This window comes from Blastomonas sp. 34TW (genome assembly GCF_059803595.1).
Map to the genome: position 1 here is coordinate 111,341 of NZ_JAPFGW010000010.1, position 12,386 is coordinate 123,726.

General features: G+C 61.9%; 15 protein-coding genes. 4 read left to right on the forward strand and 11 right to left on the reverse strand.

Annotation, left to right across the window (positions count from 1 at the left end):
• Positions 1-101: 101 nt before the first annotated feature.
• Positions 102-788 (forward strand): 2,3-diphosphoglycerate-dependent phosphoglycerate mutase, encoded by a 687-nt coding sequence (gene gpmA, locus OPU69_RS13845; RefSeq protein ID WP_066284392.1) that lies wholly within the window; start codon positions 102-104, stop codon positions 786-788.
• A gap of 9 nt (positions 789-797) precedes the next feature.
• Here the strand turns inward: gpmA and OPU69_RS13850 are convergent, their stop codons facing one another.
• The 9 genes from OPU69_RS13850 to OPU69_RS13890 form a co-directional block, all read right to left on the reverse strand.
• Complete coding sequence (locus OPU69_RS13850) at positions 798-1,820, reverse strand: adenosine deaminase (protein WP_498511824.1); 1,023 nt, start codon at positions 1,818-1,820, stop codon at positions 798-800.
• A 152-nt stretch (positions 1,821-1,972) separates the two neighbouring features.
• The gene (locus tag OPU69_RS13855) at positions 1,973-2,530 is read right to left on the reverse strand and encodes a phosphoribosyltransferase (protein ID WP_060978915.1); all 558 of its coding nucleotides are present in this window, start codon (positions 2,528-2,530) and stop codon (positions 1,973-1,975) included.
• A gap of 58 nt (positions 2,531-2,588) precedes the next feature.
• Positions 2,589-3,005 (reverse strand): phosphate-starvation-inducible protein PsiE, encoded by a 417-nt coding sequence (locus OPU69_RS13860; RefSeq protein WP_498511826.1) that lies wholly within the window; start codon positions 3,003-3,005, stop codon positions 2,589-2,591.
• A gap of 30 nt (positions 3,006-3,035) precedes the next feature.
• Positions 3,036-3,179, reverse strand: coding sequence for a DUF2474 domain-containing protein (locus OPU69_RS13865; RefSeq protein ID WP_498511828.1), 144 nt, complete (start codon positions 3,177-3,179; stop codon positions 3,036-3,038).
• On the reverse strand, positions 3,179-4,180 hold the full coding sequence (gene cydB, locus OPU69_RS13870) for a cytochrome d ubiquinol oxidase subunit II (RefSeq protein WP_060978847.1): 1,002 nt from the start codon (positions 4,178-4,180) through the stop codon (positions 3,179-3,181). The genes OPU69_RS13865 and cydB overlap by 1 nt, the downstream gene beginning before the upstream one ends.
• A complete protein-coding gene (locus OPU69_RS13875) occupies positions 4,177-5,610 on the reverse strand; it encodes a cytochrome ubiquinol oxidase subunit I (RefSeq protein WP_498511830.1) in 1,434 nt (477 codons plus the stop codon). Before OPU69_RS13875 ends, cydB begins: the two co-directional genes overlap by 4 nt.
• Positions 5,611-5,755: 145 nt before the next feature.
• Positions 5,756-6,664 (reverse strand): YghX family hydrolase, encoded by a 909-nt coding sequence (gene yghX, locus OPU69_RS13880; RefSeq protein ID WP_498511832.1) that lies wholly within the window; start codon positions 6,662-6,664, stop codon positions 5,756-5,758.
• Positions 6,665-6,680: 16 nt separating this feature from the next.
• Entirely contained in the window at positions 6,681-7,598 is a 918-nt protein-coding gene (locus OPU69_RS13885) for a haloalkane dehalogenase (protein WP_498511834.1), read from the reverse strand.
• A 142-nt stretch (positions 7,599-7,740) separates the two neighbouring features.
• On the reverse strand, positions 7,741-8,364 hold the full coding sequence (locus OPU69_RS13890; protein WP_060978843.1) for a TetR/AcrR family transcriptional regulator: 624 nt from the start codon (positions 8,362-8,364) through the stop codon (positions 7,741-7,743).
• Positions 8,365-9,180: 816 nt separating this feature from the next.
• On the opposite strand from OPU69_RS13890, the gene OPU69_RS13895 reads away from it, so the two are divergent.
• The 3 genes from OPU69_RS13895 (at position 9,181) to bfr (ending at position 11,282) form a co-directional block, all read left to right on the forward strand.
• Positions 9,181-10,419, forward strand: a complete 1,239-nt coding sequence (locus OPU69_RS13895; protein ID WP_498511836.1) for a DUF418 domain-containing protein — start codon at positions 9,181-9,183, stop codon at positions 10,417-10,419.
• A gap of 65 nt (positions 10,420-10,484) precedes the next feature.
• Complete coding sequence (locus tag OPU69_RS13900) at positions 10,485-10,655, forward strand: (2Fe-2S)-binding protein (protein WP_066271165.1); 171 nt, start codon at positions 10,485-10,487, stop codon at positions 10,653-10,655.
• 147 nt (positions 10,656-10,802) lie between these two features.
• The gene (gene bfr / locus OPU69_RS13905) at positions 10,803-11,282 is read left to right on the forward strand and encodes a bacterioferritin (protein ID WP_066284375.1); all 480 of its coding nucleotides are present in this window, start codon (positions 10,803-10,805) and stop codon (positions 11,280-11,282) included.
• Here bfr and OPU69_RS13910 read toward each other — a convergent pair.
• Both OPU69_RS13910 and OPU69_RS13915 read right to left on the reverse strand, forming a co-directional pair.
• Entirely contained in the window at positions 11,258-11,929 is a 672-nt protein-coding gene (locus tag OPU69_RS13910) for a transposase (RefSeq protein WP_498511839.1), read from the reverse strand. The two genes, bfr and OPU69_RS13910, sit on opposite strands and share 25 nt — an antisense overlap.
• A 90-nt stretch (positions 11,930-12,019) precedes the next feature.
• Entirely contained in the window at positions 12,020-12,385 is a 366-nt protein-coding gene (locus OPU69_RS13915; RefSeq protein WP_498511841.1) for a hypothetical protein, read from the reverse strand.
• Between the last annotated feature and the right edge of the window lies 1 nt (position 12,386).

Genomic DNA, 12,386 nt, shown 5'->3' on the forward strand with positions numbered 1-12,386 from the left:
CGGGATTCCCGCGTTCGCGGGAATGACGATGAAGAAAACGGGGTTGCCTGTCGTGACCTCTGCGCTAAACGCGCACGCAATCGCAACAGGAGACGCCCGAAATGCCGCAGCTTGTCCTTATCCGTCACGGCCAGTCGCAATGGAATCTGGAGAACCGCTTCACCGGCTGGTGGGATGTCGACGTGACCGAAAAGGGCGCGGAAGAGGCGCGTGCGGCCGGTCGGCTGATGCGCGACAAGGGGCTCGATTTCGATATCGCCTTCACCTCGCTGCAGACCCGCGCGATCAAGACGCTGAACCTGGCGCTTGAAGAGATGCAGCGGCTGTGGCTGCCGGTCGAGAAGGACTGGCGGCTGAACGAGCGCCATTATGGCGGGTTGACCGGGCTCGACAAGGCCGAGACCGCGGCCAAGCATGGCGACGAGCAGGTCCATATCTGGCGCCGCAGCTTCGATATTCCGCCGCCGCCGCTCGACGCCGGATCGGAATTCGACCTGTCGAAGGATCGTCGCTATGCCGGGATTGCCATCCCCAATACCGAGAGCCTCAAGGACACGATCGCACGCGTGCTGCCCTATTGGGAAAGCCGCATCGCGCCCGAGCTCAAGGCAGGCAAGCGCGTGATCATCTCGGCGCATGGCAATTCGCTGCGCGCGCTGGTCAAGCACCTGTCGGGCATTGCCGATGATGCGATCACGGGCCTCGAAATCCCGACCGGCCAGCCGATCGTCTATCAGCTCGACGACAATCTGGCCGAGGTCGAGCGCTATTATCTCAGCGAGCGCTGAGGCCTACGATCAGGCGAAATGCGCATCATAAAGGTCGATCTCGGCCAGCAGATGCGCTTTCGCCGCCTCGTCGAGGAATGATCCGGTGAAGCTGTTCGCGGCGAGCGTGCGCAGCTCGTCGCGGCTAAGGTCGAGCGCTGAGGCGATCGCACGGTAATTCTCGTTCACATAGCCGCCGAAATAGGCGGGATCGTCCGAATTGACGGTTGCGCTGATCCCCGCGTCGAGCATGCGCTTGACCGGGCTCTGGGCGATGTCGTCGATCACGCACAGCTTGAGGTTCGACAGCGGGCAGACGGTCAGCGTCATGCCTTGGTCGGCGATCCGCTGGACCAGCCCTGCATCCTCGAGCGCGCGGTTGCCATGGTCGATCCGGTCGACGTTCAGGATGTCGAGCGCTTCGTGGACATATTCGGGCGGACCTTCCTCGCCAGCATGCGCGACGACCTTGAGCCCCAGCGAGCGAGCGCGGGCGAAGACGTTGCGGAATTTCGACGGCGGATGACCGACTTCGGAGGAATCGAGACCGACCCCCGCGATCCTGTCGAGATAGGGAATCGCCTCGTCGAGCGTCGCCTCGGCGCTGGCTTCATCCAGATGACGCAGGAAGCATAGGATGAGGCGCGACGTAATCCCCCATTGCTTCTCGCCATCGGCGAGCGCGTCGGAAATGCCGGTGATGACATCGGCAAAGGGCACGCCGCGTTCGGTATGCCCCTGCGGATCGAAGAAGATCTCGACATGGCGGACATGGTCGGCATGCGCGCGCTCGAGATAGGCCCAGGTCAGGTCATAAAAATCCTGCTGCTTGAGCAGCACGCCCATGCCTTGATAATAAATGTCGAGAAAGTCCTGCAAATTACTGAAATTATAGGCCTGTCGGATCTCCTCGACGCTGCCGAACGGGATGGCGACGCCATTGCGCTGCGCCAGATCGAACAGCATCTCGGGCTCGAGCGAGCCTTCGATATGCAGGTGGAGTTCGGCCTTGGGCAGGCGGGCGATATAGGCGTCACGCTGATCGGGTGTCATGCGATGAGGTTATGCCAAGTGGTGTGAAAGGGCGCAATTCCCATCGCCAACTTTCGTCACCCCTGCGCAGGCAGGGGTCCCGCTATTCCCACCACCGCCGACAGGAAGCGGGATTTTCGCGTTCGCGAAAATGACGATTGGATGAGCGCCCTTCATTCCCCCAAGATGATCCCCGCCCCCGGCTTGTGTGCGCGGATTTCTTCGACGCTGAGGCCAACGATCTCGTGCGGGAAGACCAGCCACTGCTCGGTCTCGTGGACGAAATAGTCGGGGGTCATGTCGGTCTGGTTGCGCGAGGGCTTGTAATAGACCGTCGCGATCCGCCAGTCATGCGGCATGTTGTAGCGGCATTTGGCGGCGAGTTCGTGGATGAAGGCCTGGATCGATTTGCCGCTGTCGAAAACGTCATCGACCACGAGCAGCCGGTCCTCGGGGCTCAGCGTGTCGACCAGATAGCCGAGCGCATAGACGCGCACGTCCTTGCTCTGCTGGTCTATGCCGTAATAGCTCGCGGTGCGGATGGCGATATGGTCCGCGTCGACGCCATGATATTCGAGAAGCTCCTGCACCGCGATGCCGACCGGCGCACCGCCGCGCCAGATGCCGACGATATGCGTCGGCTGGTACCCACTCTCGATCACCTGCATCGCCAAGCGATAGCTGTCCTCGAGCAGGCTATTGGCGCTGATATAGTGTTTCTGGGTAGTCATGATTGCGGGCCCCGGTCGCGAGATGCGTCCCGCCTTCATGCCAGCCGCCCCGCCCCGGTCAAGCCCTGCCGGCGCGGGTGATCACGACAGCCGCGATGGCGAGCAACAGGATCGCACCCGCCTCGAACAGGATCTTGTCGGGCGCCATGTCCTTGCCCTGGAGCACGATCAGCCGCGCGAGCGCGGTGATGGCGATGAAGATCGGATAGACGAAGGGCGATCCGCGCCCGGTGTAGAAGACCGCGATCATGCCGATAACCTCGGTATAGAGGAACATCAGCAGGATATCAGCGAGCGAAATGGTGCGCGCCGCGATGATGCCTCCGACCTCGATCCCCGCCGCCGCCATGGTCATCAGCGCGACCAGCACCAGCAGCAGATGCTCGATCAGATGGAAACCGCGCACCGCCAGGGTGTCATCGCCAAGCCGCGGGTTGTTCCCGTCGGGGCCAGATGGATCGGCCGGTTCCGTCATGCCGAAGCGTAACATGCGCGCGCTGCTGCGTCAGGCGTTAATCCACCATCGGATGGCATAGGCGACCGTCCCGACCACTCCGACCGAGATCAGCCAAAGCGCAGCCATCCATCCGAGCTTCTGGCCGAGCGGGCGGGCATCGCCGCGATCGGGATCGTCGCTGTTGCCGAGCATCAATGATAGCCCTCGTCCCCCACCTTGCCACGGAACACCCAATAGGCCCAAGCGGTATAGCCGATGATCAGCGGCACGATGAACAGCGTGCCGACCAGCATGAAGGCCTGGCTGCTGGGGTGCGTCGCCGCGTCCCAGATCGTCACCTCGTCGGGGACGACATAGGGGAACATGCTGATGCCGAGGCCAATCATGCCGAGCAGGAACAGCCCCAGCGTCAGCAGGAACGGCGCATAATCGTGCCGCTTCTGCAGCGAGCGGAACAGCAGGAAGCTGATGACAGCGACGAGCAGCGGCACCTGCGCCGAGAACAGCACGCTGGGAAAGGTGAACCAGCGCGCGAAATACTCGGCCTCCAGAAACGGCGTGTAGAGGCTGACCGCGCCCAAAGCGACGAGCGTTGCCGGGAACAGCTTCCAGCTCATCCGGAAGGCATGGTCCTGCACCGCACCTTCGGTCTTCATGAGCAGCCAGGTCGAGCCGAGCAGGCCATAGCCGATCACTGTGCCGATGCCGGTCAGCACCGAATAGGCGCTCAACCAGTCGAGCCAGCCGCCCGCATAGGCGCGCCCCTCGACCTCGACCCCCTGCAGCAGCGCGCCCAGCGTCACGCCTTGCGCAAAGGCGGCGACGAACGAGCCCGCAGTGAAAGCGAAATCCCAGAAAGGCTGGTGATTGGGGTCGCGCCAGCGGCCCTCGAATGCGACCCCGCGCAGGACAAGTCCCAGCAGCATCGCGATGATCGGCGGGTAGATCGCGGGCAGGATGATCGCATAGGCGAGCGGGAACGCGGCGAGCAGCCCTCCCCCGCCGAGCACCAGCCAGGTCTCGTTACCATCCCAGACCGGCGCAACCGAATTCATCGCCTTGTCGCGCTCCGCCCCGCGCCCAAGCGCCGGAAAGATGATACCGATGCCGAGATCGAAACCGTCCATCACGACATAAGCGAACACGGCGAAGGCGATGACGAACGCCCAGACGATGGTGAGGTCGATATTCATGCGCCCTCCTCCATCATCGTGCCGCTTCGGCCGCGTTGTGTGCTGTCGGCCGAGGCAGGCGTGATTCCGGCGCTACGCAGCGGGCCGGAGGCGGCCGCTTCCTCGTGCCCGGTGGCGGGTTTGCTCATCAGCTTCAGGATATAGGCGGTGCCTGCGCCGAACATGATGAAATAGGTCAGGATGAACGCAACCAGCGAGGCGCCGACCGCCGGTGCGGCAAGCGGTGAGACGCTGTCCGCCGTGGTGAGCAGGCCATAGACGGTATAGGGCTGGCGTCCGACCTCGGTCGTGATCCAGCCCGCGATGACCGCGACGAAACCCGATGGTCCCATAACGATCGCCAGCCGGTGCAGCCACGGCCAGTCGTAGAGCCCGCCCCGAACCCGCGCGAGCAGGCTGAACAATCCGATGCCGAGCATGGCAAAGCCGATGCCGACCATCACCCGGAACGACCAGAACACCATGCCGACCGGCGGGCGCTCGGCTTCGGGCACGGTATCGAGCCCGTTGAGCGGCGCGTTCAGATCATGCTTGAGGATCAGCGAAGAGGCCTTGGGAATTTCAATCGCATAATCAACGCGCTGCTCCGCACTGTTGGGAATACCGAACAGGATCAGCGGCGCGCCATCGGGATGGCTCTGATAATGGCCCTCCATCGCCATGACCTTGGCAGGCTGATGCTCGAGCGTGTTGAGCCCGTGCATGTCGCCCGCAAAAATCTGCAAGGGGGCGACCAAAGCGGCCATCCACATCGCCATCGAGAACATCCGCTGCGCGCGATGATCGGCCTTGTTCTTGAGCAGGTGGTAGGCGCCGACCGCGCCGACGACGAACGCGGTGGTGAGGTACGCCGCCATCACCGTATGGACGAGCCGATAGGGAAAGCTGGGGTTGAAGATTATCGCCAGCCAGCTTTCGCCCGGCACAAACTGGCCGTTGGCCGCGATTTCATAGCCGGTCGGCGTCTGCATCCAGCTGTTGACGCTCAAGATCCAGAAGGCCGAGATGAACGTCCCGACCGCGACCATCAATGTCGCGGTGAAATGCAGCTTGCGCCCGACCTTGTCCATGCCGAACAGCATGACGCCGAGGAACCCGGCCTCGAGGAAGAAGGCGGTGAGCACCTCATAGGCCATCAGCGGGCCGATCACCGGGCCTGTCTTGTCCGAAAAGACCGACCAGTTGGTCCCGAACTGATAGGACATGACGATGCCCGAGACGACGCCCATGGCAAAAGCGATCGCGAAGATCTTGCGCCAGTATTTGAACAGGTCGAGATAGGTGCTGTCGTTCGTCTTCAGCCACAGACCTTCCAGCACCGCGAGATAGCTGGCGAGCCCGATCGAAAAGGCCGGGAAGATGAAATGGAAGCTCACCGTGAAGGCGAACTGGATCCGCGCCAGCAATAGCGCGTCAAAACCGTCGAACATCGGCGCGATCTCCCGTCTCGCTCCGCCGCCGAACCTGTGGCGGGGCTAGCCGACCAAAGACTGGCCGGTCCCTGTCACATGCCTATGACAAGGGGCAGGATGCCACAATGCGACAGATTGTCCAAGCGCGCGCCGGCGCGCCGGCTCAGGCTTTCAGATATTTGGCGAAATGCGCCAGCGTCCGCTCCCAGGCGAGTTTGGCCGCCGCCTCGTCGTAACGCGGGGTGGTGTCGTTGTGGAAGCCATGGCTGGTGCCGGGATAGAAATGCGCCTCATAGACCTTGTTGTTTGCCTTGAGCGCCGCTTCGCAGGCGGGCCAGGTGGCGTTCACCCGCTCGTCATTCTCGGCGAAATGGATGAGCAGCGGTGCCTTGATCGCGGGGACCTCCTCGGGCTTGGCCTGGCGTCCGTAGAACGGTGCGGCCGCTGCCAGATCAGGATAGGCGACGGCCAGCGCATGGCAGACGCCGCCGCCATAGCAGAAGCCGGTGACGCCGACCTTGCCCGTGCTCTGCTTGTGATCGCGCAGGAATTCGAAGCCGGCGAAAAAATCCTCCATCAGCTTCGCAGGATCGAGCGAGGCCTGCATCGTGCGGCCCTCGTCGTCGGTGCCAGGATAGCCGCCCAATGACGTCAAGCCGTCAGGACCGAGCGCGAGATAGCCCGCCTTGGCCAGCCGCCGCACGACATCCTCGATATAGGGGTTGAGCCCGCGATTTTCGTGCACCACCAGCACGGCAGGCAGCTTGCCCCTGGCATCGGAAGGCCAGGCCATCAGACCTTTCACGGTGCCATGACCCTCGGGGCTCTTGTACTCGACCCGCTCGGTGCGGATCGCCGGATCATCGGGCGCGACCTGCTGCGCCAGCGCGTAATCCGGGCTCAACTGGCTCAGGATCATCGCACCCGTCACGCCCGCAGCCGCATAACGCCCCGCTTGCCGGATGAATTCGCGCTTGCTCAGCTTTCCGTGCACATAGCCATCGAAGATCTCCAGGATATGCGGGTCGAAATCGCTGGCGCGCATCCGGCGGGGGCTGACGGTGTCGGTCATGGAAATCCTCTCTCGATCAGGCAGGTGGCAGGTCGCCAAAGGCTGCAAGCGCGGCGCGGGCGATTTGTTCCCCCCATTCCTGCACGAAATGGCCGCCATCGGGAATGATCATCGGTTCGGGGCAGCCGCGAATGATCGCGCGCAGCCGCGCCATCGGCTCGGTGCCCAGCACGGGATCCGCCGCGCCAACGGCCATGAAGCTCTCGCCCGACCAGCGCTCGGACCAGAAGCGCGCAGCCGCCTTGCCATGCTCGACGCCCGGCATGTCGGGACTGACGGGCACCAGCGCGGGGAAGACCTGCGCACCAGCCTTGTATTCGGGCCCCGGATAGGGCGCGTCATAGGCAGCGATTTCCTGCTCGGTCAGATGCGGCGTGCCGCGCGCGATGATCCGCCCCACAGGCAGATCGGGCGTCGAGAGCGCGTAATTCTTCCACGCATCGAAGCCCGGACCAGGGCTTGTCCCCTGCCCGATCCCGGTGTTCATCACGATCAGGCGCGACAGGCGCGCCGCAAAACCGTCATCGACCGGCAGCGTCAGCCCCAACAGCCCGCCCCAGTCCTGTACCACCAGCGTGATGTCCCGGAGGCCCAGCCGCTCGACCAGCCGCAACAGATAGTTGCGGTGAAAGTCGAAGCTATAGTCCTCCCGCCGCACCGGCTTGTCCGATCGCCCGAAGCCGAACAGGTCGGGCGCGACCACCCTCGCCCCGCTTTCGAGAAACACCGGGATCATACGGCGGTAGAGGAAGGACCAGCTCGGCTCGCCATGCAGGCAGAGGAACGTGCGGCCCGCATCCGCAGGTCCGGCGTCGATCCAGGCGGCGCGCAGGCCCTCATAGCCGGGCAGATCATCAGCATAATGCACGGGATAATCGAAATCCGGCACATCGGCGAAGGCCTCATCCGGGGTGCGCAATGCTTCGATTGTCATGATCGCTCTCCTTCAGCTTGTCTGTCCGTCCTGTTTCGCGCCCCGATGCCGCGGCGTTACCGATCGGCGGAGTGGATGCTAGACCGACCGGATTTGGCAGTAGACCGATCCGTCTATGCACAAAAAACCCCGAAAAATCAGGCTATCCGCGATCCACCATGGTGCAAAGCATATCCGTGACCAGTGTGACGGGCGCCGCATCGTGACGGCTGCGGGCGAGCACCAGCGCCCCTTCCTGCGCCGCGATGATCGTCGCGGCCATGTCCCGCGCCCGCGCCACCGCGACACCTTCGGCCATCAGCCAGCGCGCTAGGCGCATCTCGATCCGCTGATAGGCGATGCGCACCGCCTCGCTGAGCGGTCCATTGGCCCCGCCCTGTTCCTGCCCGATCACCGCCAGCAGCGAGCCATCCAGCCAGTCGGTCCGCTGCAGCCAGGCTGCCGTGACCTCGGAAAGACGGCGCAAAAACCCAATCATATCAAGCCCGCTGCCGGATAGCCGATCGATCGCGGCAAGCGAGGATTCCGCTATCCGGGTGACACAAGCCTCGGCCAGTTCGGGTTTTCCGCCCGGGAAATGATGGTAGAGCGAACCCTTGGGCGTTTCCGACAGCGCCAGAATCTCGGCCAGGCCGATCGCATGATAGCCGCGCTGCTGGAAAAGGCGGGTCGCGACGCTGATCAGCCGCTGACGCGTGGGGTGCATGTCGGATGCCCCGTCGGCAGGGCCGGAAAGGGCGGCAGGATCGAGCAAAAAGGCGAGCATAGACCGACCAGTCTAGCGGCGGCTGCATGCCTGTCAAGCGGAGCCCTTTCTGGCCCTCATCGCAGCACTCGAACCGCCTCGCTCTAGCTCTCAGAACCTGCCAAAATGCGTGCATATTCCGTTAACCTTTGCTCTTGGCGCGTTTACTTTTCGGTAATTTGTTGGCGACCCGTGGTCACAAATCGGTAAGCCCAAGTTAAAATCAGAATAATGGGGCGACCGGTCCAAGACCGCCGGGATAAGCAATCAGGGGTCTTTCCAATGACTGACCTAGAAGCCAGCTCAGGGAGCGGGCGCAAGGCTCTGTTTTTACATACCTATTTTCAGGCTGCCGAGAAGTTAACAAAAGATAAATCCAGCCATTCTATCTGTTAACCTAGGTTTCCGGCTCCTTGACGAGTTTGGCTGGACCGAGCGTTCCGGCGCAAGCGGCTCGCAAACCGGATTTTCTGGTCCACCTGGTCCATTAACCTTTTGTCCATCGACCGGACGGTCCATTTGCCCGCTTTCCGGGTCCAAAATGGGCTCTGCTGACACCCGACACCCCCTTTGCGAGACCGGAATCGGTCGTTGGGACCGTGCATTTCGGCAGGTTGGGCTGGACCGTCCGGTTTGCCGCCCGACCGGACGGTCTCCGGAGAGCGCCACAATTGGACCGGTCGGTCCACCAGCCGTGTCTTTCGGTCGCCACCGCCAATCGGCCCAACGTCGCAGCCAGCCGCCCCACCCGTTCGGCCATTGCAGCGGGCCGTCAGCATGATACACCCAAAGCAGGACCCGGGGCGCCGACAGGGTCCACAACCAGGGGGCCACAGCATGACGCAATCCGATCGCCACATCACACTCGACGCCATTCGCGGCTTTGCGGTCATGGGCATCCTGCTGCTCAACATCGTCGGCTTTTCGATGCCCGACGCGGCCTATGTGAACCCGGCGGCCTGGGGCGGCACCGATCCGCTCAATGCGGGGGTCTGGGCGGTCAATTTCGTGCTGTTCGACGGCAAGATGCGCGGATTGTTCAGCGTCCTGTTCGGTGCGAGCATGCTGCTGGTGATGCAGCGCGCCGAGGCGGCAGGGCAGAACCCGCGCAGCGTCCACCTTAACCGCATGGCCTGGCTGTTCGTGATCGGAGCCGCCCATTTCATCCTGCTATGGTGGGGCGATATTCTGGTGCCTTATGCGATCTGCGGCACGCTCGCGCTGTTCTTCGTGAACAAGGACGTGAAGCAGCTGCTGCGCTGGGCCATCATCCTCTACGTGCTCTATTTTCTGCTGAGCCTGGTGATGGCTGGCGGCGGCTGGACGCAGGCGATGCGGGCAGCCGCACCGGGTGCGGATGCCGAACTGGTCAAGGCCTCGCAAGAGATGCTGGCAAGCTTCGGCAAGCCCGGCACCGAGCAGATCGCCGAGAGCCTCGACATCTATCGCAGCGGCTGGGCGGAGATCATGCGCGAGCACCTCTCGATGTTCCCGGAATCGCTGATCAACACGCTGTTCTTCTTCACGATGGATACGCTGGCCATGATGCTGCTGGGGATGGCGATGCTCAAGAGCGGCTTCATCCTGGGTCTCTGGCTGCCCGCGCTCTACAAAAAGATAGCCCTGCGCGCCTTTGCCATCGGCATCCCTCCCATGATCGCGCTGGCCGTCTGGGTGATGCTCAGCGGCTACGATACCGTCATCACCTTTGCCGCCTTTTTCAGCCTCTCCTTCCCCTTCCGCGTGGTCATGACCGTGGGATGGGCCGCAGGCCTGCTCTGGCTGGTGGTGACGCACCGTGACACTCCGTTGATCGCCCGCGTCGCGGCGGCGGGACGCGCGGCGTTCAGCAATTATCTCGGCACCAGCCTGGTCATGACGTTCATCTTCTACGGCTGGGGTCTTGGCCTTTTTGGCCAGATCGACCGCGCCACCGCGATGCTGTTCGTTTTCGCCGCCTGGGGAATCATGCTCATTTGGTCGAAGCCGTGGCTCGAGCGCTACCGGTTCGGGCCGGCCGAATGGCTCTGGCGGTCACTGGCCCGCAGAAAGCTGCAGCCGATGCGTTTGCGATAGAATCGCAAAAAGACTGTTGCGATGCGTTCTCAATATCGCTATCTCGGCGATCACAGGAGAGACGCATGGTTGTTTGCATCTGCAATGCGATTCGGGAACAGGACTTGAAGGACGCTCTGCGCGATGGCGCGGCCCGCCCGGCAGAGGTTTACGCCCGGCTCGGTCGGCGTCCCAAATGCGGCCAGTGCCTCTCGTTTGCGCAAAGCATTATCAGCCGGGAAACTGCGACCGCCTAGCAATAGCCCGCCAAAATCCGTCTAAAATTCAAGTATTTCCCGCGCTGCAGCGGCTTCCCTTCCCTAAAAAACGGCGCTATTGTGCGCTCCTGAAATCATCACACCTGCATGGCCCGGGACGAGCCAGCCGGTTACAGGAGTATCATCATGAAGGGCGACCCCAAGGTCATCGAATTTCTCAACGACGCGCTCAAGAACGAGCTGACGGCGATCAACCAGTATTTCCTGCATTCGAAGATGCTGGCCAACTGGGGCATCAACAAGCTCGCCAAATACGAGTACGAGGAATCGATCGACGAGATGAAGCACGCCGACAAGCTGGCGGATCGCATCCTGTTCCTCGATGGCCTGCCCAATTTCCAGCTACTCGGCCGCCTCAAGATCGGGGAGACGGTAGAGGAAATCCTGAAAGCCGACCTGGCGCTCGAGAACGAAGCGATCCCGCTGCTCAAGGAAGGCATCGCCTATTGCGAGAGCGTCCGTGATTACGGCACGCGCGACCTGCTCGCCTATATCCTCAAGAGCGAGGAAGAGCATGTCGACACGATCGAGGCGCAGTTCGACCTGATCGAACGCATGGGCATCCACAATTATATCCAGCTTCAGTCGAGCCCGGTCGAGGATTGACGAAAACGCGCGCTGCGCGGCGGCTCAGACCCCGCCCGCAGCGCCTTCGCGGCGAGCCAGGCCTTGGAACCGATCGGACGCCCGATGGACTCCGCCTTGCGCAGCGCAGCATAGCTCATCGCTTCATCGAAGGGCTCGCCCAGAAACGCCGCGAAATCACCCACTCGTTCGAGCGCAGGCGCGACCTTGATGACGTGGTCGTCCACACCCGCCAGATGCGCCGACGCGCTCGACCAGCGCCAGCCTTCCGCCCGCTCGACCAGTCGCGCGCGCACCGGGTTGAACGCGATATAACGGAAAGCATGATGCAGATGCTCCTCGTCCATCGCGACGGATGAAAACCGGCCCTGCCACAGATGCCCGGTCGTGCGCAGGCGCGCGTTGATATAGCCGGCATAATGGCGATGCACGAACCGGAAGGTCCGCCGCAATCCGTCCACATCTTCAGGCACGGCGATGATGTGGACATGGTTGGGCATCAGGCAATAGGACCAGATCGCGACCCGCGCCTGCCCAGCGGCTTGCGCCAGCAGATCGAGATACAGCGCAAAATCGCCATCCTCAAAATACGTCCGCTCCCGCCGGTTACCACGCTGCGTGATGTGGTGCGGGATGTCCGGAAGGACGAGGCGAGGTAGGCGGGCCATGATGCAGCAAGGCTAACTCAGATTGCGGGGCCCTTCAATTTGGGGGTTAGTGCACCTGTCACCGTAATTCTAATTCCGTAATTCCCAATATCAATTTGGCGCACTGTCACCGTAATTACATTTCAAAATTATAACTCCCTTACCTATTTCATAAACACCTATCGCTTTGAATTTAAACTCAATCCTATCAAATGGGGGATAAACTACTGCTTTTACGCCATTTCTTTCATCATCAACCACGGCGAACCTGACCTTGACCAAATTTATTTTATAGTAGTCACCCTCAGCTATACCGTCATACCAATAGTACCTGGCGTAATCACTCTTATTCAATTCACATTTGCTCAAATCAACCTCATTGTCAATCTGAAGAGCGTCCGCTAGGGTTATTACAAAGGGCGCATCTTCTGCCCCAGTAATTGTAGCCAAAATTGCAGGAGCAAGATAAATTAACAAC